Source organism: Streptomyces sp. NPDC030893 (assembly GCF_055571535.1).
Genome location: NZ_JBVIFC010000007.1, coordinates 176,667 through 202,250, shown reverse-complemented (window position 1 = coordinate 202,250; position 25,584 = coordinate 176,667). Strand labels below are relative to the sequence as shown.

The window sequence follows — 25,584 nt, the reverse complement described above, 5'->3', positions numbered from 1 at the left end:
TTCCACCGCGTACCGCTCCCCGGCGGCGTGCCACCAGGCCGGCGGCGAGGCGTCGCCGGCCTCCGGGGTGCCGGCCGGGCCGGTGCGCAGTCCCAGCCGGAGCAGGGCCTCCGCGTCCACGGCGACCGTGACCCACCCGCGCCACCGCCCGTCCCGGTCCGGGCCGCAGGCGTGGTCGTACCGCAGTTCGGCCGGGGCGGACGGCATCCAGTCGATCCCCCGCCCGCGCGGGACGTTCCGGGCGGGCGGGGCCCCGGAAACGCCGAGCGCCCGCCCACCCCTTGCGGGGTGGCGGGCGCGCTCAGGGGTGGCACCCGCGTGGGGTGCCCGGGCCGGCGTCAGGCCTTGCGGATCGCCGAGATGTCGAAGTTCAGCTTGATCTTGTCGGAGACCAGAACGCCGCCCGTCTCCAGCGCCGCGTTCCACGTCAGGCCCCACTCGGAGCGCAGGATCTCCGCCTTGCCCTCGAAGCCGACGCGCTGGTTGCCGAAGGGGTCGGTCGCCGCGCCGTTGAACTCCAGGTCGATGCTGAGCTGCTTCGTGGTGCCCAGGACCGTCAGGTCACCGGTGATGCGGTAGTCGTCGCCGCCGAGGGCCTCCGCCTTGGTGGTGCGGAAGGTCATCGTCGGGAACTCCTCGATCTTGAAGAAGTCCGAGCTCTTCAGGTGGCCGTCACGGTCGGCGTTGCCCGTGTCGATGCTCTCCATCACCACGTCGATGGTGGCCGTGGACTTGGACGGGTCGGAGCCGTCGAGGTGCAGCGTGCCGGTGAAGTCCTGGAAGCTGCCCTTGACGTTGGTGACCATCGCGTGGCGGGCGACGAAGCCGATCGTGGTGTGCGCCGGGTCGATCTCGTACTCGCCGGTCACCGCGGCCAGGTCCGGGTTCACCGCGGCGGGGGTGGTCGCGGTGGCGGTCTCGTCGTTCTTGCGGCCGAAGATGCCCATGGTGTTCCTCCTGGGGAGTTGCCGTTGAATGTTCAACTAACTGAACAAGACCCACCGTAGACCCATTCCCTTCAAAGTTCAACATCTTTGGAGGGGGTGTCGCGATCGGGTCCCTGAATCGCCTGAAAGACGTCCCCGCGCCGCGCCGGAACCGCCTCGTCCCGCGCGCGGTGCCGTGCGGCCCGGGTTCCCGGCCGCACCGGCGGCACACCGCACGGGCCGGCCCGGCTACGCCCTCGGCGAGCGGGAGCGGGCCGACGGGTCCCGGGCCGCGTCCCGCGTGTGCACGTACAGCGCGCGCCGGTCACCGACGTCGAGACGCTTCGGGAGCGGCAGCTCGTAGCGCACCGGCCGCGCGTGGTCGGCCAGCTGCCGGCGCGGGTTGTACACCTGGTTGAACTTCCACAGCATGCGGGCGAAGTTCGTCTGCCCGTGCGCCAGGTTGCGGGCGAGCACCCGCGCTGCGCCGAACGCCGTGCGCATCCCCAGGTGCTTGCGGTTGATGACCGCCTGCGTGCGCACCAGCTCCTCGTAGAACCGCGGCAGCGGCAGCTTCGTGGGCACCACCGCGTGCTGGATGTCGAACAGGCGGTAGTCCAGGGTGGTGAGCCGGCGCGACTCGGTGTGCCAGATCTCCGTACCCGGGTACGGCGTCATCACGGTGAAGTGGACGATCTCCGGCACGGCCATCGCGAACTCCCGCACCACACGGAAGCGCTCCTCGTCCCACGCCGGGTCCACGATCAGGTTGATGGCGACCCGGATGCCCAGCCGGCGGGCGGTCTCCAGCGCCTTCAGGTTCTCGTCGGGACTGACCCGCTTGCGGTACAGGTCGAGACCCTCGGCGTCGATCGCCTCCATCCCGAGGAACATGTAGCGCAGCCCCAGCCGCGCCCACCGCTCGAACACCTCCGGATGGCGCAGCAGCACGTCGGAGCGGGTCTCCAGGTAGTACTGCTTGCGGATGCCGCGCCGCTCCACCTCGGCGGCGATGGCGTTGCCGTGCTCGGGCCGGATGAACGCCACGTCGTCCACGATGAACACGTTCGGCTCGCGGATCCTCGCCAGGTCCTCCGCCGCCGCCTCGGGCGAGGCCTTGCGGTAGCTGCGGCCGTAGAACGTCCACGCCGAACAGAACGAGCAGTCCCAGGGACAGCCGCGGGTGAACTCGATCGAGGCGCACGGATCCAGCTCGCCGATGAAGTAGCGGCGGCGGTTGCGCATCAGGTCCCGGGCCGGAAGCGGTCCGTCGATGCTGTGCAGCATCAGCGGCGCGGGGCCGCGTCCGGACGCGGTGACGACGCCCGGCACGCCCTCCACCCCGCCGTCGCGCACCGCCTCCAGCAGCGGCGCGACGGCCGGCTCGCCCTCCCCGCGCACCACCGCGTCGACCGCGCCCGCCGCCTGTGCGATCACCTCCTCGGCCACGAAGGAGACGCTGTGCCCGCCGAGGAAGACGAAGCAGCCCGGCACCTCCTCCTTCACCCGCTTGGCCAGCGCGATCGCCTCGGGAATGTTCGCCAGGTAGTTCAGCGAGATGCCGAGGGCCTCCGGCCGGAAGGACCGCACCTCGTCGCGCAGCCGCCGGACGCCGAGCACCTGGAGATCGACGACCCGGACCTGGTGACCCGCCTCCCGGGCGGCGCCCGCCACCCGCTCCAGGCCCAGGGGTTCCAGCCGGAGGAAGATCTCGGAGTACATGAGGGCGCTGGGATGGACGAGCAGCAGACGCATGGGGTGACCTCGTCACGGGGGTCGGACGGACCGGATACGGAAGGGTGCCTTCTTCGTAACCCGGCCGACCGCACGCCGTACGCCCCGTACGCCCGGATGGCCGCACGCCGCGCACGCAGGAGTGGTCCCGCGGCGCGTCGCATGCGGGCCCGGGGAGCCGCGCGCTACGGCCGCGGGCCGGGGAACGGCCCGCGTCGTCCGGGCGCCGCCGGGGCGGGCGAACGGACTCCAGCGCTGGCGCGGTCCGCCCCACCGGAGGTGTCCTGGATGCGGACCCGCAGCGACAGCCACTGGGAGACCGACTCGTGACCACCACCGGATCCGGTTCCACCTACGACCCCCCGGCGGACCCGGATCGCGGTGCCGCCCCGGCCGCCGCCTCCGCCCGCGCGGCGCCCCGCGGCCACGGGCGGCCGCGCACGGACCGGCCCGTCGTCCTCGTCACCGGCGCGTCCTCCGGCATCGGCGCGGCCACCGCGCGGCGCTTCGCCGCCGGCGGCTGGCAGCTGCTGCTCAGCGGACGCGACCGGCGCCGGCTGGAGGAAACGGCGTCCGGCACCTCGGCGGTCCTCCTGCCCGCCGACCTCGCCGCCCCGGACGGGGCGAGGCTGCTCGCGGAGGCCGCGCTCCGGGAGAGCGGCCGGATCGACGTGCTGGTCGCCGGGGCGGGCATCGGCTGGGCGGGCCCGTTCCTGACCATGCCGCACACCGACATCGACCGCGTGCTCTTCCTGGACCTCAACGCCACGCTGCATCTCGTACGGGAGGTGCTGCCCGCGATGGTGGCCGCAGGCCGGGGCCGGGTGGTACTCGTCGGCTCCGTGGCCGGTGCCGTCGGCGTGCGGGAGGAAGCGGTGTACTCGGCGGCCAAGGCGGGGCTCGCCGCGTTCGCCGAGGCGCTGCGGCAGGAACTGCGCGGCACGGGCGTGGGGGTGAGCCTCGTCGTGCCCGGGCCCGTCGAGACGGGCTTCTTCGCCCGCCGCGGCAGGCCCTACCACCGCGCCCACCCCCGCCCCACCTCGCCCGGCCGGGTCGCGGCCGCCGTCTGGGACGCCGTCTCCCGCGCCCGCGACGACACCTACGTCCCCACCTGGCTCACCCTCCCGCCCCGCGTCCGCGCTCTCACCCCCAACCTCTACCGCCGACTCCTCAACCGCTTCGGCTGACCTCCGACGCCCGGCGTCGGCGGGACGGACGGGCAGCCCCGCGCCGTGTCGTGCCGGGCCTGTTCCGGTCCGTCCGCCGCGGCGCCCGTCCGTGCCTCGTCCAGAGCCCCCGGGGCGGCTGCCCTTGGCGTGCGCATGACGCGCAAGATGGCGCTGGCCGGTGCGGGGTGGCACAGGCGGGCACTCCACGCCGTGTCCTGCCTGACGCTGTTTCGCGCGGCCCGGCGCAGCGCGTCCCCGCAGGACCGAAGGGGGACCGGGGGAACAGCCCCCGGGGCCGCGGCGGGAAGGCGCGGCGGGGGCGGAAACCTTCCGGAGCGACGGCCCCCCACCGTGGCCCGAGCATCGCCATGGCCGGCGACCGCACAATCCGACGTGCGCTGGGTCGGCGGCACCACTGACGGCGAGTACGCGGCGACCGGCCGGCACCTCAAGGGCCCCGGCTCCACCTCGACGCCCGCAACCCGGGGGAGTCGGGCATCCCTGGATCCTCGCCGACGACCCAGCCCGCCAGGCCGTCTCCGTCCCTTCCCTCGGCCTCACGGCCGCCTGCTTCCGGCCGCGGCCGTACCGCTACCCTCTGCGTGAGCGAGCCGACCCGAACGGGTGAACCGGTGGAGATCGTCTGGGATCACCCGGTGCGCACGGTGCTGAGGGCCCCGGACTCCGTGGAGATCCTGGCCGCCGGCCCCCGGCTACGGCTGCGCGTCACTCCGGGGGAGGCATGCGCTACCCATGAATGTGAGGTGGCTCTCAGATGACGTCTTTGTGCGACCCCTACAAGCCGGAAGCGCTCTGAGCAGTCGGAACGCCTGCATGTCGCCATGGTTCTGTTCAGTGGTACCAGGAAAACGCGCCGGAGACTGTGAGGAGTCGACGGCTCGCATTCGCCGGTGTGCTTCGTAAGGTCACTACATGACCGTTTTGGATGAGGCGCCGGGTGAGCCGACCGACGCGCGCGGACGCGTGGCCGAACTGCACGAGATCCGTGCCCAGGCACTGGCCGGACCGAGCGAGAAGGCGACCCGGGCGCAGCACGCCAAGGGCAAGCTGACCGCGCGGGAGCGCATCGAACTCCTGCTGGACCCCGGCTCCTTCCGCGAGGTCGAGCAGCTGCGCCGGCACCGGGCCACCGGGTTCGGTCTGGAGGAGAAGAAGCCCTACACCGACGGTGTCCTCACCGGCTGGGGCACGGTCGAGGGCCGTACGGTCTTCGTCTACGCCCACGACTTCCGGATCTTCGGCGGCGCACTGGGCGAGGCCCACGCCACCAAGATCCACAAGATCATGGACATGGCCATCGCGGCGGGCGCGCCCCTGGTCTCGCTGAACGACGGCGCCGGCGCGCGCATCCAGGAGGGCGTCTCCGCCCTCGCCGGGTACGGCGGCATCTTCCAGCGCAACACCAAGGCCTCCGGCGTCATCCCGCAGATCAGCGTGATGCTCGGCCCCTGCGCGGGCGGCGCGGCCTACAGCCCCGCCCTCACCGACTTCGTGTTCATGGTCCGCGACACCTCGCAGATGTTCATCACCGGCCCGGACGTGGTCAAGGCCGTCACCGGCGAGGAGATCACCCAGAACGGCCTGGGCGGCGCGGACGTGCACGCCGAGACCTCCGGCGTCTGCCACTTCGCCTACGACGACGAGGAGACGTGCATCCACGAGGTGCGCTACCTCCTGTCGCTGCTCCCGCAGAACAACCGGGAGAACCCGCCGCGCGCGGAGAGCGCCGACGCCGCCGACCGCCGCGGCGAGGTCCTGCTGGACCTGGTCCCGGCCGACGGCAACCGGCCGTACGACATGGCCAAGGTCATCGAGGAGATCGTCGACGACGGCGAGTACCTGGAGGTCCACGAGCGCTGGGCGCGGAACATCATCTGCGCGCTGGCCCGGATGGACGGCCAGGTCGTCGGCATCGTCGCCAACCAGCCGCAGTCGCTGGCCGGTGTGCTGGACATCGAGGCGTCCGAGAAGGCCGCCCGCTTCGTCCAGATGTGCGACGCCTTCAACATCCCGATCCTCACCTTCCTGGACGTCCCCGGCTTCCTCCCGGGCGTCGACCAGGAGCACGGCGGCATCATCCGGCACGGCGCGAAGCTGCTCTACGCCTACTGCAACGCCACGGTGCCCCGCATCTCCCTGATCCTGCGCAAGGCGTACGGCGGCGCGTACATCGTCATGGACTCCCAGTCCATCGGCGCCGACCTCACCTACGCCTGGCCGACCAACGAGATCGCCGTGATGGGCGCGGAGGGCGCGGCCAACGTCATCTTCCGCCGGCAGATCGCCGAGGCGGAGGACCCCGAGGCGATGCGGGCCCGCATGGTCAAGGAGTACAAGTCCGAGCTGATGCACCCGTACTACGCCGCCGAGCGGGGTCTGGTCGACGACGTCATCGACCCCGCGGAGACGCGTGAGGTGCTGATCCGTTCGCTGGCGATGCTGCAGTCCAAGCACGCCGACCTGCCGTCCCGCAAGCACGGCAACCCGCCGCAGTAAGGGAGACGCACGCCCATGAGCACACCTGACATCCGTGTCGAGAAGGGTCACGCGGAGCCGGAGGAGGTCGCCGCGATCACGGCGATCCTGCTGGCGCGGGCCGCGACGCCGGCGCCGGCCGCGGTCCACCGGGGGCGCGCCCGGGCGGGGTGGCGCCGCCTGGAACGCGAGAACGGCTTCCGCGCCCCCCACAGCTGGCGCTGACCCCCACCACCAACGACCCCAGGGCCCCTCCCACACGGAGGGGCCCTGACTCATGACACCCCCTCAGGGGCGCGGGGAACTGCGCGACCGGCCACGACGCGCCCCGCACCCGGCGTCGACCAGGTACCCCGCAGACGCGTGGCAGGGGGACTGCACAACCCCCTCAGGGGCGCGGGGAACTGCGCGACCAGCCACCCACGGACCGGCACCCGGTATGCAACAGCCCCCGGCAGCTCAATGGCCGCGGGGGCACTGCACAGCCCCCTCAGGGGCGCGGGGAACTGCGCGACCGGCCACGACGCGCCCCGCACCCGGCGTCGACCAGGTACCCCGCAGACGCGTGGCCGGAGGGCGCCGCGCAACTCGGCGCTACGAGGTGCTGCCTGCGCCCACCCGTGCCGCCCCAGCGGCACGACTGCCCGCAGGCTGCGGCAAGGAGCCGCAGGCTGCGGGCAGGGAGCCGTGGGCTGCGGTGGGCGGCCGGCCGCGGGTGGGGGCGGCCGCCGGTGGGCGGCGTAGGTCGGCGGTAGCCGTCAGCGGAGGCGGGCCATCAGGGCGTGCTCGACCAGCGTGATCAGCGCGCTCTTCGCATCGGCCCGATGCCGCGCGTCCGTCGTGATGATCGGAGTGTCCGGACCGATCTGCAGAGCCTCCCGCACCTCGTCCGGGTTGTACGGCTGCTGCCCGTCGAACCCGTTCAGCGCGATGACGAACGGCAGCCCGCTGTTCTCGAAGTAGTCCACCGCCGGGAAGCAGTCGGCGAGACGACGCGTGTCGACGAGCACGATCGCGCCGATCGCGCCGCGCACCAGGTCGTCCCACATGAACCAGAACCGGTCCTGACCGGGCGTACCGAACAGGTACAGGATCAGATCCTGGTCCAGGGTGATACGTCCGAAGTCCATGGCGACCGTCGTGGTCGTCTTGTCCCCGGTGTGGGTGAGGTCGTCGATGCCTGCCGAAGCAGACGTCATGACGGCCTCCGTGCGCAGCGGGTTGATCTCCGAAACGGCCCCGACGAACGTGGTCTTGCCCACGCCGAAGCCACCCGCCACCACGATCTTCGCCGAGGTGGTGGAGCGGGAAGGACCGCCGCTAGAGCTTGCGAAGTCCACTGAGCACCCTTTCGAGCAGTGTCACGTCTGGCTGGCCGCCGGCGTTCTCGTCGCCGCCGGGCTGATGGATGGCGACCAGTCCCGCCTCCGCCAAGTCGGCGACGAGGATCCTGGCCACGCCGAGAGGGATGGTCAGCAGGGCCGAGATCTCGGCCACCGACTTGATTTCCCGGCAGAGGTTGCAGATCCGCTGATGCTCGGGCAGCTGGCCCTGCATCTGGTGCGGCTGCGCGGTGGTGTGCACCAGCGCCTCGATGGCGAGCTGGTACCGCGGCCTGGTGCGGCCGCCCGTCATCGCGTACGGGCGCACCAGGGGGTTGTTCGACGCCCCGGCGGGCGACGGTTCCGGGGTGCGACGCTGCGGCTGCACGGGCTGGATGCGCGGCGCGTGCGGCTGGTCGTACGGCGCGGGGCCCGGGCCCTGCGGCGCGTACGGCTGCCGGTGGTTCGGGGCGGAAGGGTAGCCGTACCCGCTCTGGCCACCGTCGTTCTGGCCCTGTGCGGGGCCGTACGACCAGTTGCCCGACGACGAACCGCCTGGGGGTGTTGCCACTTTCTCCTCCTCCGACTGTGCCTGGCACCCATCACTGTGGAGCCGCGTCCCGAAACCTTACGGCCACGGGACGCCAAACCGCACCGTTCGTCCTTTAGTTGAGAAGGCTCCCCTGGAGCTCCGCACGAAGGTCCGGTGTGAGGACCGTACCGGCACGATCGACCAGAAGGGCCATCTCGTACCCAATGAGGCCGATGTCCGCCTCCGGATGTGCGAGAACCGCGAGCGACGAACCGTCGGAAATGGACATGATGAAGAGGAATCCCCGCTCCATCTCCACAACCGTCTGGTTCACGCTGCCGCCCTCGAAGATCCGGGAGGCGCCTGCCGTCAGGGACGTCAGGCCGGAGGCGACCGCCGCGAGCTGGTCGGCCCGGTCGCGGGGGAACCCTTCGGACATCGCCAGAAGGAGTCCGTCGGCGGAGACCACCACGGTGTGGGACACCCCCGGGGTGTTGTCCACGAAGTTGGTGATCAACCAGTTCAGGTTCTGTGCCGCCTGGCTCATCGGGCTCACACTAACGCTCCTGGTTGTAGGTGCTGTCAGAACCGAAGCTCTGACCGTTCGTTTCACTGCCCGCGCTGCGGCCCTTTTGGACGCCGCGGCGCAGGTTGCTCAGCCTGCCCCGGACGTCTTCCGGGGCGCGGGAGACCTGGGGGCCTCCCTGGGGGGTGGTTTCGGCGGCTCCCTGGACCAGGTTGGCCTTGGGGACCCGTCGCGGCAGACCGGAGGAGGTCACTCCGCCCGCCTTGGGCTTGCGGAGCGACGAGGCCTGCTGCCAGCGCTCGTCGTTCGCCGAACGCCAGCCGTTGTCGCCGTCGCTCTCCGCGGGGGAGGCCGGCTCCTGGCCGGCGCCCGGGGCGCCGCCCGTGCCGTTCACTCCGCTCGCGGTGGATCCGCGGCGGGGGAGCCCGGCGTTGGTCAGGTCGTGACCCCCTGCGGCGGCCGGTCCCGGACGGTCGAAGCCTACGCTGTCCTGCTCACGTACGTCAGCGGCCTGCGCGGGTTCCGCATCCGGGGCCTGAGCAGGGTACTGGTCCGGGTGACCGTTCCGGTAGCCGTCCTGCTGCGGCCAGTCGTCCTCCCGGCGCCGGTCCGCGAAGGACGGGAAGCCGTCGGAGGCGGGGGCGCCCGCCGCCGTGTGGTCGCCCCGGGCCGGCTCCGCGTAGGAGGCGTCCGGGTAACCGCCGTTGGACGAGAAGGAGTCGTTCTGCGGCAGGTGGCCGTTCTGCGCGTAGTAGCCCTCGCCGTACGCCTGCTGCTGCTGACCGTCGTACGCCGTCTGCTGCCCGTTGTCGTACGCCTGGCCGTAGCCGGCGCTGCCCTGCGGCTGCTCCTGGAATCCGTCGAAGCCCTGGCCGTTGTCGTAGCCCTGCGGGCCGGCGAACTCGTCCTGGTAGCCGGGTGCCTCGGGTGCCTCCTGGGCGTTCGAGGCGGTCAGCTCGGGCTGCGCCTGGGCCTCCAGGGCCGCCCGGCGCTCCTCGCGCATCAGCGAACGGCCGACGGGGTCCAGGTCACGGATGTCGTCGGGGACCTCCGCGTAGCGGCTGTCGTCGAAGCCCAGCTCCGCGGCGGTGCGCAGCGGCTGGTGGTTGAAGTCCTCACCCTGGTAGTTCTGCTCCGGGATGATCTGCGAGACCGTGAACTCGTCGTGGGCCGGCTGCTGTTCGCCGCCACCACCGTGGGTGATCGCGTCCGGCAGCATGACCAGCGAGGTGGTGCCCGCCTGCTCGCCCGAGGGGCGCAGCTGGACCCGGATGCCGTGCCGGTCGGACAGCCGGCCGACCACGAACAGGCCCATGCGCTGCGAGATCGCGGCGTCCACGGTCGGCGGGTTGGCCAGCTTGTGGTTGATGTCCGCGAAGTCCTCTGCGGTGAGGCCGATGCCCTTGTCGTGGATCTCGATCATCACGCGGCCGTCGGGGAGACGGGTCGCGGTGACACGGACCTTGGTCTGCGGGGAGGAGAACGTGGTGGCGTTCTCCAGGAGCTCGGCGAGCAGGTGCACGAGGTCGGTCACCGCGCGGCCGTGGATCTCGGCCTCCGGAACGCCGGACAGCTCGATGCGCTCGTACTGCTCCACCTCGGAGGAGGCGGCGCGCAGCACGTCGACCAGCGGCACCGGCTGGTCCCAGCGGCGGCCGGGCTCCTCGCCGGCGAGGACGAGCAGGTTCTCGCCGTTGCGGCGCATACGGGTGGCCAGGTGGTCCAGACGGAAGAGGTTCTCCAGCTGGTCCGGGTCGGCCTCGTTGTTCTCCAGGTCGGTGATCAGGGTCAGCTGGCCCTCGATCAGCGACTGGTTGCGGCGCGAGAGGTTGGTGAAGATCGCGTTGATGTTGCCCCGCAGCAGCGCCTGCTCGGAGGCGAGCCGGACGGCCTCGCGGTGGACCTGGTCGAAGGCGCGGGCGACCTCGCCGATCTCGTCGGTGGAGGAGATCGGGATCGGCGCGACCTTGGTGTCGACCCGGCCGGGGTCGGTCCGGGAGAGCTGGTCGACCAGCATCGGCAGACGCTGCTCGGCGATGCCGAACGCGGCGTTGCGCAGCTGGCGCATCGAGCGGCTCATCTGGCGGGCCACCATGCCGGCCAGGATGAACGCGGCGAGCAGGGCGATCACGACGGCCGCACCGGTGATGAACGCGTCGCGCTGGGCGTCGTCGGCGATCTGGGCGGCCTCGTTCACCGCCCCGTCGGCCAGGTCCGACTCGATCTGGCCGTAGCCGTCGAACTTGAGGGTGTTCACCGCCCACCAGTTCTCGGGGGTGACGCCCCGGCCGCCGAGCTCCGCGCGGCCGGACGGGTCCGTGGTGTCGAGCCGTGCCAGCTCGGTGACGAGCGTGACCGGGTTCGCGGGCGGCGGGACGTAGTCGGGGTCGTTCGCCGCGGCTTCCTTGGCCATGGCCGCGCCGTCGGCCCGGATGTCCTGCTCCAGCTGCTCCAGCTTGGCCTTGTCGCCCTCGGTGCCACCGCCGATGTACTCGCGCATGGCGATGCCCTCGAGGTAGGCGTAGGACGAGAGCGCGACGCGCTGGCTGGCGAGCTGGCCGGCGGTGGGGCCGGGCTTCACCAGCATGTGCATACCGATGGACCGCTGGAGCGACACGGCGGCCTTGGTCAGCGAGATCGCGTAGACGGTACGGCCGTAGCTGGTGATGTTGCCGGTGCCCAGACCGAGTTCGTTGGAGAACTGCATCAGGGGGTTGGCCAGCTCGACGTAACCCTCTTCGGTCTCCACGCCCTTGAGCTTGGAGGTGTACGCGGCGGTGCGCAGCTCGGCCAGCTTCGGCTCGGCCTCCCGGAACAGCCGCAGGCGGCGCTCCAGTCCGGGCGTGGACGGCATGCTCCCCGCGGCCTCGTCGAAGGCGTCGGCCGCCTTGTCGGTCGCGGCACGCGCCTTGGTGACGGTCTCGTCGTCGTCCTTGCCCTGGAGCAGCGGTGCCGCAGTGACGTCCCGCTCGTGGTAGAGGGCGCTGGCGTAGGTGAGGGAGGCACGCACCAGACGCGCGGTGCTCTCCGCGTCCTCGGCCTCGTTCCAGGTGTCGATCGAGCCCTTCACCTGGAAGCCGCCCATGACGAGGCCGACCAGCACGGGTATGAGCAGGATCGCGTTCAGCCTGGTCGCCACCCGCCAGTTGCGCGGGGACATACGGCCCCCGCTCCGGTCGGGCTCGGCCGTGGTTTCGGGTCCGGGCACGGGGGCGGGCGCCGCTGTGCGCGGCGGCGGCGTGAAGTTGCCCCGGGCCGACGGCTCGGGACTGTTCTTGCTTCGCCTCACTCGACCAACAACCTTCCGGCGGTCGGCACCTTCGTCGTGCCGCGGTGTCTCAGGGCCCGGTATGCCATCGACTGCTGAGTACGTCTTTGACTATGGGGCAGTTCAGGCATTCCAGCATGCCGACCAGCGCTCTTCCAAACATGGGAAGGCGGGGAATTCGAGTGATGTAAGTCCCAGATAAATCGGTCATACAGAGCGAGCTCCGGCAAAAGACGGGCCGTTCGTGAGCGCAGCGGTACCGCGCGACCGCGTCGCGTGTCGGCCTCCCCCGATTCCTCTGCCGAAACGTTATGAACACCGGGGCCGGCCGTGTCAAAGGACACAGCCGGCACCGGTGCATCTACGACAACCGCAGTATGCCGCTTCCGTATTGGGTCTACCGGGTCTACCTGAGACGTGCCATGAGAGCGTGTTCGACCAGCGTGATCAGCGCGCTCTTCGCATCCGCGCGGTGCCGGGCGTCCGTCGTGATGATCGGGGCGTCGGGCCCGATCTGGAGTGCCTCGCGCACCTCCTCGGGCGAGTACGGCTGCTGGCCGTCGAAGCCGTTGAGGGCGACCACGAACGGCAGCCCGCTGTTCTCGAAGTAGTCCACCGCGGGGAAGCAGTCCGCCAGCCGGCGGGTGTCGCACAGCACGATCGCGCCGATGGCGCCGCGTACCAGGTCGTCCCACATGAACCAGAAGCGGTCCTGACCGGGCGTACCGAACAGGTACAGGATCAGGTCCTGGTCCAGGGTGATACGTCCGAAGTCCATGGCCACCGTGGTGGTGGTCTTGCCCCCGGTGTGGGTGAGGTCGTCGATACCCGCGCTGGCGGAGGTCATCACGGCCTCGGTGCGCAGCGGGTTGATCTCCGAGACGGCGCCGACGAACGTGGTCTTGCCCACGCCGAAGCCGCCCGCCACCACGATCTTCGCGGATGTGGTGGCACGGCTGTCGGAGACCGCCCCGCCGCTAGAGCTTGCGAAGTCCACTGAGCACCCTTTCGAGCAGTGTCACGTCCGGGGCGCCGGTCGTCTCGTCGCCGCCCGGCTGGTGGACGGCGACGAGTCCCGCCTCCGCCAGGTCGGCCACCAGGATCCGGGCAACACCCAGGGGCATGTTGAGCAGCGCCGAGACCTCGGCGACCGACTTCACCTCACGGCACAGGTGGCAGATGCGCTGATGCTCCGGAAGGAGCCCCATGAGCGCTGCCGGGTCGGCCGTCGTACTGATCAGTGCCTCGATGGCCAGCTGATAGCGCGGCCTGGTCCGGCCACCGGTCATCGCATAGGGACGGACCAGTGGCTGGTCGCCCTCATCCTCGTACGGCTCCGCGTACGGATCATGAGAGGCGGTGGGCGGGGTCATGGATCCTCCGGGCGGGACAGCAAGTCGGTCAGTCAAGCCGTCTGACGGGGCCGGTGGGGGGAATGTGGCGGCCGGACGGTGATTTGGTGAGACGGGTGGTGCCGGGGCCGATCAGTGGAGCAGACTTCCCTGTAGTTCGGCGCGCAGGTCCGGGGTGAGGACCGCCCCCGCGCGGTCGACCAGGAGCGCCATTTCGTAGCCGACGAGGCCGATGTCGCACTCGGGGTGCGCGAGAACGGCCAGGGACGACCCGTCGGAGACGGACATGAGGAAGAGGAATCCTCGTTCCATCTCGACAACCGTCTGGGCGACGTTGCCGCCTTCGAAGATCCGGGAAGCGCCGGCCGTCAGGGAGGTCAGTCCCGAAGCGACGGCCGCGAGCTGGTCCGCGCGGTCGCGCGGGAAGCCCTCGGAGAGCGCCAGGAGGAGACCGTCGGCCGACACGACGACGGTGTGGGACACCCCGGGGGTGTTGTCCACGAAGTTGGTGATCAACCAGTTGAGGTTCTGTGCCGCCTGGCTCATCGGGCTCAACTAACGCTCCTGCGGGTGAGTGGGGTGCGGGAAGCTGCCGGTCTGGGTGGAGCCGGCCTGACGACCCTGTGCGATGCCCCGGCGGAGATTGGTCAGCCGGCCGCGCACGTCATCGGGGGCGCGCGAGACCTGAGGACCGCTCTGGTGCGATTGCTGCTGAGCCGTGCCCGGGACGAGGTTCGCCTTGGGCACCCGGCGCGGCAGGCCGGAGGTGGTGACGCCGCCCGCGGCCGGCTGCCGGACGCGTTCGGCCTGCCGGACCAGCTCGTCGTTGGGCGAGCTGCGCCAGGCGGCGGAGGCGGACCGCTGCGGCCCGGTGGGGGCCTGCGGCTGCTGCGGCTGGGACTGCTGCTGCGGCTGGGGGGACGCCGGAGCCTGGCCGTTGCCCTGCTCCTGCGCCCCGCCGCCCTGACGGAACCAGTTGGTCTCCAGCGTGTCGTACAGCGGCGTACGGCCGTCACCGGGGCCGGTCGCCGGCGGCAGTGCCCAGGCGTCGGACGCCGCCCGTCCGGCGTCGGGCCGCGGCGCGGGCTCCTGGCGGGCCGGCGGCCGCTGCTGCGGGGCCGGGGGACGCGGGGCGCCGAGGTCGCTGCCGTTGGTCTGCGGACGCTCGAACTGTCCGGTGGCGGCGGGGTCCGCGGCCGGACGCTCGGGGAGGGCGTACTGGCCGGTGGAGCCGTTGTCCTGGCCCGGGGCGCGGTACTGGCCGGTGGAGCCGTTGTCGTAGCCCTGCGCGACGGGGAACTGGCCCGTCGCGGCCGGGTCCTGACCGCCCTGCGGTGCGCCGAAGAGGTCACCGCGGGCGAACTGGCCCGTGTTCTGGGCGTCGTTCGTGCCGGGCCGGGCGTACTGGCCGGTGTTCTGGGCGTCGTCCGCACCGGGCCGGGCGTACTGGCCCGTGTGCTGCGGGTCGGAACCGTAGGCGGGCGAACCGGTGTTCTGACGCTCGTCGAACCGGGGGATCTCCGCCGTCGCGCCGGGACCCTGACGGTCGTCGAACCGCGGCATGGCCGAGGTGCGGGAGACGTCCGGCTCCTCGTGACCGCGCGGGGAGTCCAGCGAGGCACGCGGCACCGGCGGCTGGGCGTTCTCGTCGCTCCAGCTGGGCCGCTGCTGCTGGTCACCGCCGGGCAGTTCGGCGCGCGCGCCACCGCGGGGCGGGAGCTGCGGGCGCCGGCCGCGCTCGGCGCTGCCGTTGCCGCGCTGAGGCGGCACCTGGCCCCGGCCGCCACCGAAGGCGTCCTGGTCCTGCTTGCCGTTCGGGCCCGCGGCCTGCATCCCCTGCGGGGCGCCGGGCGCCTGAGCGCCGAAGCCGGCACCCGCGCCGGCGGGCGCGGGACGGCCCTGCGGGGGAGCGGAGGGAGCACCCTGGTCGAACAGCGAGGGGGTCTGGCTGCCGGAGGAACCCTGCGGTCCCCGGCCCCCGGGACGGCCACCGCCGTCCCGCCCGGGCAGCGCGGCGCGCGGACCCTGGCCGGCGGCGAGCCGGCCACCGGGCGCACCGGCACCGAGGGCACCGGAGGGGGACTGGCCCGGACCGGCGGCACGGCGCGCGGCCGCGGCACCGGCGGCCGCCTGCGCGGCGGCGGGGCCACCGCCGCCCGGCTGACCGGGCTTGCCCTGAGGCTTCTTGCCGCCCTGGGCGACATCGACGGGCAGCATGACCAGCGCGGTCGTACCACCGGAGTCGGACGGGCGGAGCTGGATGCGGATGCCGTGGCGCTGGGACAGCCGGCCGACCACGAACAGACCCATGCGGCGGGAGACGGAGACGTCCACGGTGGGCGGCGAGGCGAGCCGCTCGTTGATCGCCGCCAGGTCCTCCGGCGACAGACCGATACCGGTGTCGTGGATCTCGATCAGCACCCGGCCGTCGGGCAGCGCGTGACCGGTGACCTTGACCTTGGTCTGCGGGGAGGAGAACGAGGTCGCGTTCTCCAGCAGCTCGGCGAGCAGGTGCACGAGGTCGTTGACGACCCGGCCGGCCACTTCGGTGGTCGGCACGGAGGAGAGTTCGATGCGCTCGTACTGCTCCACCTCGGACGCGGCGGCACGCAGCACGTCGACGAGCGGGACCGGGCGGGTCCACCGGCGGCCGGGCTCCTCACCTGCGAGGACGAGGAGGTTCTCACCGTTACGGCGCATACGCGTGGCGAGGTGGTCCAGCTTGAACAGCGAGGACAGCTGGTCCGGGTCCGCCTCGCGGGACTCCAGTTCGGAGATCAGCGACAGCTGGCGCTGGATCAGGCCCTGGGAGCGGCGCGAGAGGTTGGTGAACATCGCGTTGACGTTGCCCCGCAGCAGGGCCTGCTCGGCGGCGAGGCGGACCGCCTCGCGGTGCACGTCGTCGAAGGCCGCGGCCACTCGGCCGATCTCGTCCCGGGAGTGCACACCGACGGACTCGACGGACGTGTCGACGTCCTGCGGGTCGGCCTCGGACAGCTGCTTGACCAGGTCGGGCAGGCGTTCCTGGGCGACCTTGGTCGCGGTGTCCTCCAGGCGGCGCAGCGAGCGGATCATGGAGCGGGCCACGACGAAGGCGCCGACCAGCGACACACCGAGCACGATGAGGATGACGACACCGGAGATGATCGCGTCGCGCTCGGTGGCGCTGCGCAGCTCTCGTGCCTTCTGTTCCATCTCCTCGAGCAGCGAGCGCTCGATGTTCGTCATCTGCTCGATCTTGACCGAGCTGGCGTCCACCCAGTCCTTGTAGGACCGCGCGCCGACCGAGGCGAGACCGAACTCCGAGGCCAGCGCGCGGCCGGCGTACTCGTCGCTGGCCTTGATCTGGCTGTTGCCCTCTTCGATGGGGAGCAGCAGTTCGGCCGCGCCGGCCTCACCGTAGATGCTCTTGAAGCTCTGGAGTTCGGACTTCTGGCTCTGCAGCGCCGAATCGGCGTAGAGCCGGTCGGTCTCGGAGAGCTTGCCCTTGGAGGTGTTGCTCGCGGGCAGCGCCGCGGCGAGGACCGCGCGCTGGATCGAGGCGTACTCCTTGGCGGAGGAGAAGGACGCCAGGGCACGCGTGCGCTGGATCATGTCGGGGTTGCTGGTCGCCTCCGCCATGTCCTGGGAGAGGTCGATCAGGTTCTCGATCAGGCGGTGGTAGGCCTCGACGGTCTGGGTGGAGTTCTTCTCCGTCTGGAAGGCCGTGTTGCGGATCTTCGCGAGCTGGCCCAGTTCGCCGGCGAGCTGCACCAGGTTGTCGCGGACGCCCTTGAGATTGCCGTCCCGGCTTGCGGCGTCGATGGCTTCCGAACTGTCGAGGAAGTTGTCGCGCGCCCGGTCGGTCTTCTCGCGGTGACCCTTGATCGCGTAGTCGGTGCCCTTGGCGCCGTGCGCGAGCGGGCCGGCCGACTGGTCGCGCTCCTCCTGGAGCGCGGCGGCCAGCGCGGTGGCCTCCTGGGTCATCTCCGTCAGCAGCTTCATGTTGTCGAGCTGCTGGATGTCGTCCATCGACTGCTGGATACGCAGGGCACCCAGCGAGGTGGCCGCGACCACCGGCAGGGCGAGCAGCGACACCAGACGGGTCGAGATGCGCCAGTTGCGCAGCGCTATTCGCGGCCCGGGGCCGGTCGGGGTCCTGGGGGCGGACGATGCCGGTGCCGGCGATGCCGTCGGCCCGGAGGCACCCGGGTGTTCACCGTTGCTCCCGGGCGTGGTCGGGCCCTGGTTCTGGGCGTGCGGGGGCGAGGAGCTGACGGCCTTGGGGCCAGTCCCGCCCTGCGGCTCCGGCTCCGCCGAAGCGCTGCCATCCCTCTTGAAACGTCCCTGCACTAGCGTCGCAACCTCTGAACCAGGCGCCCCTCCGCGTGAACGGCGAGGCACGGTGTCGGCGTCATAGGGGCGCCCTGAATACGCCCCCGTGGTGGTCGTGAGTGACCGGCGCTGGCTCCCCCTTCTCGCCCGCCACTCGGCGCGTCGGTGCGCCCCCTGTGCGCCGGCTCGATCCCTGCGGCGGTCCGTGGAATTCCAGCACAGTGCAGGATCTCCAACAAGGCCCGTGGCCTTACGGGTGGGTTACGTGACACCGCGTGAGGGTCGAGTCACCGGGGGTAGAAAGTGATCTCGCCCATAACGGGCACAGGGGGGCGAACCGTACGGGCGGGCCGAGTGTCCCAGTCGCCATGATCAGGAGCGGAATGGTGGCTTCAGGGGGTGAATGTCCGATTCCGTCGACCGGAGGGCGAGTCCGGATTGTTAGGTTCGTTCCACCCTCCGTGAGCAAACTCACACCCGGATCGGGGTCCCCGGGCCCGGTCGGCAGGGAATTGCATGTTTAGCCTGACGCTTTACAGGGATGGCACAACCGACAACCCGCGCCCGCACCGAGGTCAGCCGACCCCTCCGGGCGCCCGTGAACAGGACGGGTCAAGTAAACCGTGAAGACGACGACGATGTTCCACAAGATCGCCAACCCTCGGCGCACGACGCTGGCCCACCTCGAGGGCGCCGACGATCTGCAGACGCCCCTCCAGCTGGAGCACCCCGTCGAACTCCCGGCCCAGACCGCCAATCCCAAGCGCACCGTCCTCATGGAGATCCCGGTCGCGGCGCTCGCCGCGAACTGACACCGATCCATACGCGCCACGGCCGCGAAACGCTCAAGGCCCACGAGGGGCGCCCCACAGCAGGTGGGGCGCCCCTCGTTATTGCGTGAGGCCCCGGCCCCACCGCGTTAGCCTGGAGCGTCAGACTCCAGCCGACCGGTCAAGGGGACAAGCATCCCGTGCGCATCGCCAGATTCTCCATCGACGGGAACGTCGCCTTCGGCGCTGTCGAGGGCGAGAAGCAGGACGAACTCGTCCTGGACATCATCAAGGGCATCCCGTTCGCCGACTTCGAGCTCTCCGGCACCAAGGTCCCGCTGAACAAGGTCCGGCTGCTGCCCCCGGTGCTCCCCAACAAGGTGGTCGCCTTCGGCCGCAACTACGCCGATCACGCGAAGGAAATGGGCAACGAGGTACCGGAGGCCCCCTTCGCCTTCCTCAAGCCCTCCACCTCGGTCATCGGACCCGGCGACGAGATCCGCTACCCCTCCTTCTCCGAGGAGGTGCACCACGAGGCCGAGCTGGCCGTGGTCATCGGGCGCATGTGCCGCGAGGTCCCCCGCGACCGCGTCAAGGACGTGATCTTCGGCTACACCTGCGCCAACGACATCACCGCGCGCGACGTCCAGAAGCGCGAGAAGCAGTGGGCCCGGGCCAAGGGCTTCGACACCTCCTGCCCGCTCGGCCCCTGGGTGGAGACCGGGCTGGACATCGCCGCCGCGAACGACCTGACCATCCAGCTCACCGTCGACGGCGCCCAGCGCCAGCTCGGCCGCACCAGCGAGATGATCCACTCCATCGAGGACCTGATCGTCAACATCTCCGAGGCCATGACCCTGCTCCCCGGCGACGTCATCCTCACGGGCACCCCGGCTGGGGTCGGCCCCCTCCACGACGGCGACGAGGTCGCCGTCACCATCGAAGGCATCGGCACTCTCACCAACAAGGTTGTCAAGCGTGGCTAGCGCACCCGGCTCCCCCGTACGCGTCCGTTTCTGTCCGTCGCCCACCGGTAACCCCCATGTGGGCCTGGTCCGCACCGCCCTGTTCAACTGGGCGTTCGCCAAGCACCACGGCGGCACCCTGGTCTTCCGCATCGAGGACACCGACGCGGCCCGCGACTCCGAGGAGTCCTACACCCAGCTCCTCGACGCGATGCGCTGGCTCGGCTTCGACTGGGACGAGGGCCCCGAGGTCGGCGGCCCCCACGCGCCCTACCGCCAGTCGCAGCGCATGGACCTCTACAAGGAGGTCGCGGGGAAGCTCCTGGACGCCGGCCACGCCTACCGCTGCTACTGCTCCCAGGAGGAGCTCGACACCCGCCGCGAGGCCGCCCGCGCCGCCGGCAGGCCCTCCGGCTACGACGGCCACTGCCGCGAGCTGACCGACGCCCAGGTCGAGGAGTACACGGCCCAGGGCCGCGAGCCGATCGTCCGCTTCCGGATGCCCGACGAGCCGATCACCTTCACCGACCTGGTCCGCGGCGAGATCACCTACCTGCCGGAGAACGTCCCGGACTACGGCATCGTGCGCGCCAACGGCGCCCCGCTGTACACGCTGGTCAACCCGGTCGACGACGCCCTGATGGAGATCACCCACGTCCTGCGCGGCGAGGACCTGCTCTCCTCCACCCCGCGCCAGATCGCCCTCTACAAGGCGCTGATCGAGCTGGGCGTCGCCAAGGAGATCCCCGCCTTCGGCCACCTGCCGTACGTCATGGGCGAGGGCAACAAGAAGCTCTCCAAGCGCGACCCGCAGTCCTCGCTCAACCTCTACCGCGAGCGCGGCTTCCTCCCCGAGGGCCTGCTCAACTACCTCTCCCTCCTCGGCTGGTCGCTCTCCGCCGACCAGGACGTCTTCTCCGTCGACGAGATGGTCGCCGCCTTCGACGTCACCGACGTGCAGCCGAACCCGGCCCGCTTCGACCTGAAGAAGTGCGAGGCGATCAACGCCGACCACATCCGCATGCTCGACGTGAAGGACTTCACCGAGCGCTGCGCCCCCTGGCTCAAGGCCCCCTTCGCGCCCTGGGCGCCCGAGGCCTTCGACGAGACCAAGTGGCAGGCCATCGCCCCGCACGCGCAGACCCGCCTGAAGGTGCTGTCGGAGATCACCGACAACGTCGACTTCCTCTTCCTCCCGGAGCCGGTCTTCGACGAGGCGAGCTGGAACAAGGCGATGAAGGAAGGCAGCGACGCCCTCCTGCGCACCGCCCGCGAGAAGCTGGACGCGGCCGACTGGACGTCCCCCGACTCCCTCAAGGAGGCCGTCCTGGCCGCCGGCGAGGCCCACGGCCTCAAGCTCGGCAAGGCCCAGGCCCCGGTCCGCGTCGCCGTCACCGGCCGCACGGTCGGCCTGCCCCTCTTCGAGTCCCTCGAGGTCCTGGGCAAGGAGCAGACGCTGGCACGGATCGACGCGGCGCTGGCGAGGCTCGCGGCGTAACGCACGGACGTATGCGTGAAGGGCGGCAGCCGGCAAGGCTGCCGCCCTCTGGCATCCGGGGCCGGATCCTGCCGTCCGGCCGGTCTCCCGACCGCCGTGCCACCCGTCCGGTTCGACGGGACCCGGTCGGTGCTCCGGCTGCCTAAGCTGGGTTCATGCCGATCAAAGCCGTGGTCTGGGACGTCGACGACACACTCTTCGACTACACCACCGCCGACCGCGAGGGCATGCGCGCCCATCTGGAGGCCGAGGGGCTGCTCGCCGGGTACGGGTCGGCCGAGGAGGCCCTCGTGCGGTGGCGGGAGATCACCGAGTTCCAGTGGGCGCGGTTCGCCGCCGGGGAGGTGGACTTCGAGACACAGCGGCGCGACCGCACCCGGGTCTTCCTGGGACGTGAGATGAGCGACACCGAGGCGGACGACTGGTTCCGGCGGTACGTCACGCACTACGAGTCGGCCTGGAGCCTCTTCCCGGACGTGCTGCCCGTGCTCGACGCGCTCGCCGCCAGCCACCGGCACGCCGTGCTCTCCAACTCCAGCGTCCACGTACAGGACCGCAAGCTGCGCCTCCTCGGCGTGCACGACCGTTTCGAGGCCATCCTGTGCGCCGCCGAGCTGGGCGTGTCCAAGCCCGAGGCCGGCGCGTTCCTCGCCGCGTGCGACGCCTTGGAGCTGCCCCCGCACCAGGTGGCGTACGTCGGGGACCACCCGGAGATCGACGGCCGGGGCGCCGCCGACGCAGGGCTGCTGTCGGTGTGGATCGACCGCGGCGGCGCGTACGCGACCGTCGAGCCGCCCGTGGGGCCGCGCCGTATCGCCTCGCTCGCCGAACTCCCGGCGCTGCTGCGTGCCGATACTCGTTTTGGAGCGTCGTCCACCTTCAGGTAATGTTCTTCCTGCGCCGCGGGGAGCGGGCCGGAAGGCCGGATCCCTCAAGCGCAGAACTAGAACAAAGAGCTCGCAGGGGCTTGCGTTCCAGTGGCCTATGGTGTAATTGGCAGCACGACTGATTCTGGTTCAGTTAGTCTTGGTTCGAGTCCAGGTAGGCCAGCTCGCAGAGCTCATCTGCACCCGCGGATCACATCCGCAAGCCCCCGTTGTGTAGCGGCCTAGCACGCCGCCCTCTCAAGGCGGTAGCGCCGGTTCGAATCCGGTCGGGGGTACAGATCCTTCCCGCGAGGAGAGATCGGGTCGCACCCTCTCTTCTTGATGCAGGATCGCTAGGGCCCCCGTTGTGTAGCGGCCTAGCACGCCGCCCTCTCAAGGCGGTAGCGCCGGTTCGAATCCGGTCGGGGGTACTGACTGGTCTAAACCATCATTGGTCTATGGTGTAATTGGCAGCACGACTGATTCTGGTTCAGTTAGTCTTGGTTCGAGTCCAGGTAGACCAGCAGGATCTGCGGAAACGCATGATCCACGCCCCCGTTGTGTAGCGGCCTAGCACGCCGCCCTCTCAAGGCGGTAGCGCCGGTTCGAATCCGGTCGGGGGTACGCACAGCGAAAGCCCTCCACTTCGGTGGAGGGCTTTCGGCGTTCCGGCACAAGGGACCGTGGGGCGCTGCCCGGAGGCCGGGGAAGGGGCCCGCCGCGGCGTTGAGGCGGGCCCGCTCCCGCGGGACGGAACGGACGGGGTTCAGGAGCGGCGCAGCGCCTCGGAGAGGCGGTCGGCGGCGTCGATGACGGCCTGGGCGTGCATACGGCCCGGATGACGGGTCAGCCGCTCGATGGGACCGGAGACCGAAACGGCCGCCACCACACGGTTCGACGGACCCCGCACCGGCGCCGAGACGGACGCCACGCCCGGCTCGCGCTCACCGATCGACTGCGCCCAGCCGCGGCGCCGTACGCCCGACAGGGCCGTCGCCGTGAAACGGGCGCCCTGCAGACCGCGGTGAAGCCGCTCGGGCTCCTCCCAGGCCATCAGGATCTGCGCCGAGGAACCGGCCTTCATCGTCAGGGTGGAACCCACCGGCACCGTGTCCCGCAGGCCCGAAAGGCGCTCCGCGGCGGCCACGCAGATACGCATGTCGCCCTGGCGGCGATAGAGCTGGGCGCTCTCGCCGGTCACGTCACGGAGGTGCGTGAGCACCGGGCCCGCCGTGGCGAGCAGCCGGTCCTCGCCCGCCGCCGCGGCCAGTTCGGCCAGCCGCGGACCGAGGATGAACCGGCCCTGCATGTCGCGTGCCACCATGCGGTGGTGTTCCAGCGCCACGGCCAAGCGGTGGGCCGTGGGTCGTGCCAGTCCGGTCGCCCCGACCAACCCCGCGAGGGTGGCCGGACCGGACTCCAGAGCGCTCAGGACGAGGGCCGCCTTGTCCAGAACGCCGACGCCGCTACTGTTGTCCATGCAACGATACTTGCGTCTCACTCTGTGAAACGCAAGTTCAATTTTCCGTGGAACCCGCCACTCTTGAAGCACGGAAGCAACGCGGCCCGTGGACCACCGGGCCTGGCGGCGGACGCCCGGTGTCAGGGGTGTGGGCGCCGCCTCCCCACAGATCTAGTTGGGCCGGCGCACCACCTGCCGGCCGGAGGGAAAGCGATGGGTAGGACACTCGCGGAGAAGGTCTGGGACGACCATGTCGTCCGGCGCGCCGAGGGCGAGCCCGACCTCCTCTTCATCGATCTGCACCTGCTGCACGAGGTGACCAGCCCGCAGGCCTTCGACGGCCTCCGCAAGAACGGCCGCCGGGTGCGCCGTCTCGACCTCACCATCGCCACCGAGGACCACAACACCCCCACGCTCGACATCGACAAGCCGATCGCCGACCCGGTCTCCCGGGTCCAGCTGGAGACGCTGCGCAAGAACTGCGCGGAGTTCGGCGTCCGGCTGCACCCGCTGGGCGACGTCGAGCAGGGCGTCGTCCACGTCGTCGGCCCCCAGCTCGGTCTGACCCAGCCCGGCATGACCGTCGTCTGCGGCGACTCGCACACCTCCACGCACGGCGCCTTCGGCGGCCTGGCGTTCGGCATCGGCACCTCCCAGGTCGAGCACGTGCTGGCCACCCAGACGCTGCCGATGGCCCGCCCGAAGACCATGGCGATCACGGTCAACGGCGCACTGCCCGACGGTGTCACCGCCAAGGACCTGATCCTGGCGATCATCGCGAGGATCGGCACGGGCGGCGGCCAGGGCTACGTCCTGGAGTACCGCGGCGAGGCCATCGAGAAGCTCTCGATGGAGGCCCGGATGACCATCTGCAACATGTCGATCGAGGCCGGCGCCCGCGCGGGCATGATCGCCCCCGACGAGACCACGTTCGCCTATCTCGAGGGCCGTCCGCACGCCCCCGAGGGCGAGGACTGGGACGCGGCCGTCGCCTACTGGAAGACGCTGAAGTCCGACGACGACGCCGAGTTCGACGCCGAGGTCGTCATCGAGGCCGCCGAACTGTCGCCGTTCGTCACCTGGGGCACCAACCCGGGCCAGGGCGCGCCGCTCTCGGCGTCCGTCCCCGACCCCGCCTCGTACGACGACGCCTCGGAGCGGCTCGCCGCCGAAAAGGCCCTGGAGTACATGGGGTTGGAGGCCGGCCAGGAGCTGCGCTCCATCAACGTGGACACCGTCTTCGTAGGCTCCTGCACCAACGGCCGCATCGAGGACCTGCGCGCCGTCGCCGGCATCATCAAGGGCCGCAAAGTCGCCGACGGCGTACGGATGCTGGTCGTCCCGGGCTCCGCGCGGGTGGGTCTGCAGGCCGTCTCCGAGGGCCTGGACGTCGTCTTCAAGGAGGCCGGCGCCGAGTGGCGGCACGCGGGCTGTTCGATGTGCCTGGGCATGAACCCCGACCAGCTCGCCCCCGGTGAGCGCTCCGCCTCCACCTCCAACCGCAACTTCGAGGGCAGGCAGGGCAAGGGCGGCCGTACCCACCTGGTCTCCCCGCAGGTCGCCGCCGCCACCGCGGTCCTCGGCCACCTGGCCTCCCCGGCCGACCTCGCCGAAGCCGACGCCCGTACGCCCGCTGGAGTCTGATCAGTCATGGAAGCATTCACCACGCACACCGGCCGGGCCGTCCCGCTGCGCCGCAGCAACGTCGACACCGACCAGATCATCCCCGCCCACTGGCTCAAGAAGGTGACCCGCGACGGGTTCGAGGACGGGCTGTTCGAGGCCTGGCGCAAGGACCCGGAGTTCGTGCTCAACCGCCCCGAGCGCGAAGGCGCCACCGTGCTGGTGGCCGGCCCCGACTTCGGTACCGGCTCCTCCCGCGAGCACGCGGTCTGGGCGCTGCAGAACTACGGCTTCAAGACCGTGATCTCCTCCCGCTTCGCCGACATCTTCCGCGGCAACTCGCTGAAGAACGGGCTGCTGACGGTCGTCCTCGACCAGAAGATCGTCGACGCGCTGTGGGAGCTCACCGAAGCCGACCCCACGGCGGAGATCACCGTCGACCTCGAGGCCCGCGAGGTGCGCGCCGAGGGCGTCACCGCCTCCTTCGAGCTCGACGAGAACTCCCGCTGGCGGCTGCTGAACGGGCTCGACGACATCTCCATCACGCTGCGGAACGAGGCGGACATCGCCGCGTACGAGGCGAAGCGCCCCTCGTTCAAGCCGGCGACGCTCACGGCCTGACCCGCCGCCGCCGAAGTCCTCGCCCAACGGCGACTTTCGGCCACCGCATCCCCCTCGCGTACCCCCGATCGGCCCGATCGGGGGTACGCGCACGTCTGCACCCGTTCGGCCCTGCGCGCCTTCTTGGGAGGCCTCAACTC

The 25,584-nt window shown here is 71.0% G+C and carries 20 protein-coding genes, 5 tRNA genes and 1 pseudogene; 15 read left to right on the top strand and 11 right to left on the bottom strand.

From position 1 onward, the window contains the following. Positions 1-338 precede the first annotated feature (338 nt). Together ACZ434_RS16510 and hpnR are read right to left on the bottom strand one after the other, a co-directional pair. Positions 339-947, bottom strand: a complete 609-nt coding sequence (locus tag ACZ434_RS16510) for a YceI family protein (RefSeq protein ID WP_468456209.1) — start codon at positions 945-947, stop codon at positions 339-341. A gap of 228 nt (positions 948-1,175) precedes the next feature. Continuing rightward, complete coding sequence (gene hpnR, locus ACZ434_RS16505) at positions 1,176-2,681, bottom strand: hopanoid C-3 methylase HpnR (protein ID WP_468456206.1); 1,506 nt, start codon at positions 2,679-2,681, stop codon at positions 1,176-1,178. Positions 2,682-2,986: 305 nt separating this feature from the next. Here hpnR and ACZ434_RS16500 point away from each other — a divergent pair, with 305 nt between their 5' ends. From ACZ434_RS16500 to ACZ434_RS16485, 4 genes and pseudogenes are all read left to right on the top strand, one after another. Further along, positions 2,987-3,847 carry an SDR family NAD(P)-dependent oxidoreductase gene (locus tag ACZ434_RS16500; protein ID WP_468456204.1) on the top strand — a complete coding sequence of 287 codons (861 nt, stop codon included), beginning with the start codon at positions 2,987-2,989 and terminating at the stop codon, positions 3,845-3,847. Between the two features lie 487 nt (positions 3,848-4,334). Next, positions 4,335-4,608 (top strand): annotated as a pseudogene (locus tag ACZ434_RS16495) (lyase); the annotation flags it as partial. Between the two features lie 154 nt (positions 4,609-4,762). Next, positions 4,763-6,346, top strand: coding sequence for an acyl-CoA carboxylase subunit beta (locus ACZ434_RS16490; protein WP_468456202.1), 1,584 nt, complete (start codon positions 4,763-4,765; stop codon positions 6,344-6,346). 15 nt (positions 6,347-6,361) lie between these two features. Next, on the top strand, positions 6,362-6,550 hold the full coding sequence (locus ACZ434_RS16485) for an acyl-CoA carboxylase subunit epsilon (protein ID WP_468456200.1): 189 nt from the start codon (positions 6,362-6,364) through the stop codon (positions 6,548-6,550). Between the two features lie 533 nt (positions 6,551-7,083). Here the strand turns inward: ACZ434_RS16485 and ACZ434_RS16480 are convergent. From ACZ434_RS16480 to ACZ434_RS16445, 8 genes are all read right to left on the bottom strand, one after another. Next, positions 7,084-7,665, bottom strand: coding sequence for a GTP-binding protein (locus ACZ434_RS16480; protein ID WP_009314218.1), 582 nt, complete (start codon positions 7,663-7,665; stop codon positions 7,084-7,086). Beyond that, positions 7,646-8,218 carry a DUF742 domain-containing protein gene (locus tag ACZ434_RS16475; protein ID WP_468456198.1) on the bottom strand — a complete coding sequence of 191 codons (573 nt, stop codon included), beginning with the start codon at positions 8,216-8,218 and terminating at the stop codon, positions 7,646-7,648. Before ACZ434_RS16475 ends, ACZ434_RS16480 begins: the two co-directional genes overlap by 20 nt. A 94-nt stretch (positions 8,219-8,312) precedes the next feature. Further along, positions 8,313-8,726, bottom strand: a complete 414-nt coding sequence (locus ACZ434_RS16470) for a roadblock/LC7 domain-containing protein (protein ID WP_004983065.1) — start codon at positions 8,724-8,726, stop codon at positions 8,313-8,315. A 10-nt stretch (positions 8,727-8,736) separates the two neighbouring features. Then, entirely contained in the window at positions 8,737-11,994 is a 3,258-nt protein-coding gene (locus ACZ434_RS16465) for a nitrate- and nitrite sensing domain-containing protein (RefSeq protein WP_468456196.1), read from the bottom strand. 385 nt (positions 11,995-12,379) lie between these two features. Beyond that, complete coding sequence (locus tag ACZ434_RS16460) at positions 12,380-12,970, bottom strand: GTP-binding protein (RefSeq protein WP_468456194.1); 591 nt, start codon at positions 12,968-12,970, stop codon at positions 12,380-12,382. Continuing rightward, a complete protein-coding gene (locus ACZ434_RS16455) occupies positions 12,951-13,346 on the bottom strand; it encodes a DUF742 domain-containing protein (protein ID WP_004924977.1) in 396 nt (131 codons plus the stop codon). The genes ACZ434_RS16460 and ACZ434_RS16455 overlap by 20 nt, the downstream gene beginning before the upstream one ends. A 111-nt stretch (positions 13,347-13,457) precedes the next feature. Further along, positions 13,458-13,871, bottom strand: a complete 414-nt coding sequence (locus ACZ434_RS16450; protein WP_004983056.1) for a roadblock/LC7 domain-containing protein — start codon at positions 13,869-13,871, stop codon at positions 13,458-13,460. Between the two features lie 9 nt (positions 13,872-13,880). Continuing rightward, complete coding sequence (locus ACZ434_RS16445; RefSeq protein WP_468456192.1) at positions 13,881-17,657, bottom strand: sensor histidine kinase; 3,777 nt, start codon at positions 17,655-17,657, stop codon at positions 13,881-13,883. 605 nt (positions 17,658-18,262) lie between these two features. On the opposite strand from ACZ434_RS16445, the gene ACZ434_RS16440 reads away from it, so the two are divergent. The 9 genes from ACZ434_RS16440 (at position 18,263) to ACZ434_RS16400 (ending at position 22,362) form a co-directional block, all read left to right on the top strand. Further along, a complete protein-coding gene (locus tag ACZ434_RS16440) occupies positions 18,263-18,451 on the top strand; it encodes a hypothetical protein (protein WP_468456190.1) in 189 nt (62 codons plus the stop codon). A gap of 158 nt (positions 18,452-18,609) precedes the next feature. After that, complete coding sequence (locus tag ACZ434_RS16435; RefSeq protein WP_468456188.1) at positions 18,610-19,395, top strand: fumarylacetoacetate hydrolase family protein; 786 nt, start codon at positions 18,610-18,612, stop codon at positions 19,393-19,395. Further along, a complete protein-coding gene (gene gltX / locus ACZ434_RS16430; protein WP_468456186.1) occupies positions 19,388-20,872 on the top strand; it encodes a glutamate--tRNA ligase in 1,485 nt (494 codons plus the stop codon). Before ACZ434_RS16435 ends, gltX begins: the two co-directional genes overlap by 8 nt. A 155-nt stretch (positions 20,873-21,027) precedes the next feature. Then, positions 21,028-21,759 (top strand): HAD family hydrolase, encoded by a 732-nt coding sequence (locus ACZ434_RS16425; protein WP_468456184.1) that lies wholly within the window; start codon positions 21,028-21,030, stop codon positions 21,757-21,759. A gap of 91 nt (positions 21,760-21,850) precedes the next feature. Beyond that, positions 21,851-21,922, top strand: a tRNA-Gln gene (locus tag ACZ434_RS16420). 39 nt (positions 21,923-21,961) lie between these two features. After that, a tRNA-Glu gene (locus ACZ434_RS16415) sits at positions 21,962-22,034 on the top strand. A gap of 62 nt (positions 22,035-22,096) precedes the next feature. Next, a tRNA-Glu gene (locus tag ACZ434_RS16410) sits at positions 22,097-22,169 on the top strand. A gap of 21 nt (positions 22,170-22,190) precedes the next feature. Continuing rightward, positions 22,191-22,262, top strand: a tRNA-Gln gene (locus ACZ434_RS16405). Between the two features lie 27 nt (positions 22,263-22,289). Then, a tRNA-Glu gene (locus ACZ434_RS16400) sits at positions 22,290-22,362 on the top strand. Positions 22,363-22,504: 142 nt separating this feature from the next. On the opposite strand, the gene ndgR is transcribed toward ACZ434_RS16400, so the two are convergent. Then, positions 22,505-23,218, bottom strand: a complete 714-nt coding sequence (ndgR, locus tag ACZ434_RS16395) for an IclR family transcriptional regulator NdgR (protein WP_468456182.1) — start codon at positions 23,216-23,218, stop codon at positions 22,505-22,507. A 195-nt stretch (positions 23,219-23,413) separates the two neighbouring features. On the opposite strand from ndgR, the gene leuC reads away from it, so the two are divergent. Further along, positions 23,414-24,844 (top strand): 3-isopropylmalate dehydratase large subunit, encoded by a 1,431-nt coding sequence (leuC, locus tag ACZ434_RS16390; RefSeq protein ID WP_468456180.1) that lies wholly within the window; start codon positions 23,414-23,416, stop codon positions 24,842-24,844. A 6-nt stretch (positions 24,845-24,850) separates the two neighbouring features. Continuing rightward, positions 24,851-25,444, top strand: coding sequence for a 3-isopropylmalate dehydratase small subunit (gene leuD / locus ACZ434_RS16385; RefSeq protein WP_468456178.1), 594 nt, complete (start codon positions 24,851-24,853; stop codon positions 25,442-25,444). Positions 25,445-25,584: the final 140 nt, after the last annotated feature.

Coding starts and splice junctions, on each gene's coding strand:
- ACZ434_RS16510 (WP_468456209.1), bottom strand. CDS start 947: ATGGGCATCTTCGGCCGCAAGAACGACGAGACCGCCACCGCGACCACC.
- hpnR (WP_468456206.1), bottom strand. CDS start 2,681: ATGCGTCTGCTGCTCGTCCATCCCAGCGCCCTCATGTACTCCGAGATC.
- ACZ434_RS16490 (WP_468456202.1), top strand. CDS start 4,763: ATGACCGTTTTGGATGAGGCGCCGGGTGAGCCGACCGACGCGCGCGGA.
- ACZ434_RS16485 (WP_468456200.1), top strand. CDS start 6,362: ATGAGCACACCTGACATCCGTGTCGAGAAGGGTCACGCGGAGCCGGAG.
- ACZ434_RS16470 (WP_004983065.1), bottom strand. CDS start 8,726: ATGAGCCAGGCGGCACAGAACCTGAACTGGTTGATCACCAACTTCGTG.
- ACZ434_RS16455 (WP_004924977.1), bottom strand. CDS start 13,346: ATGACCCCGCCCACCGCCTCTCATGATCCGTACGCGGAGCCGTACGAG.
- ACZ434_RS16450 (WP_004983056.1), bottom strand. CDS start 13,871: ATGAGCCAGGCGGCACAGAACCTCAACTGGTTGATCACCAACTTCGTG.
- ACZ434_RS16425 (WP_468456184.1), top strand. CDS start 21,028: ATGCCGATCAAAGCCGTGGTCTGGGACGTCGACGACACACTCTTCGAC.
- ndgR (WP_468456182.1), bottom strand. CDS start 23,218: ATGGACAACAGTAGCGGCGTCGGCGTTCTGGACAAGGCGGCCCTCGTC.
- leuC (WP_468456180.1), top strand. CDS start 23,414: ATGGGTAGGACACTCGCGGAGAAGGTCTGGGACGACCATGTCGTCCGG.
- leuD (WP_468456178.1), top strand. CDS start 24,851: ATGGAAGCATTCACCACGCACACCGGCCGGGCCGTCCCGCTGCGCCGC.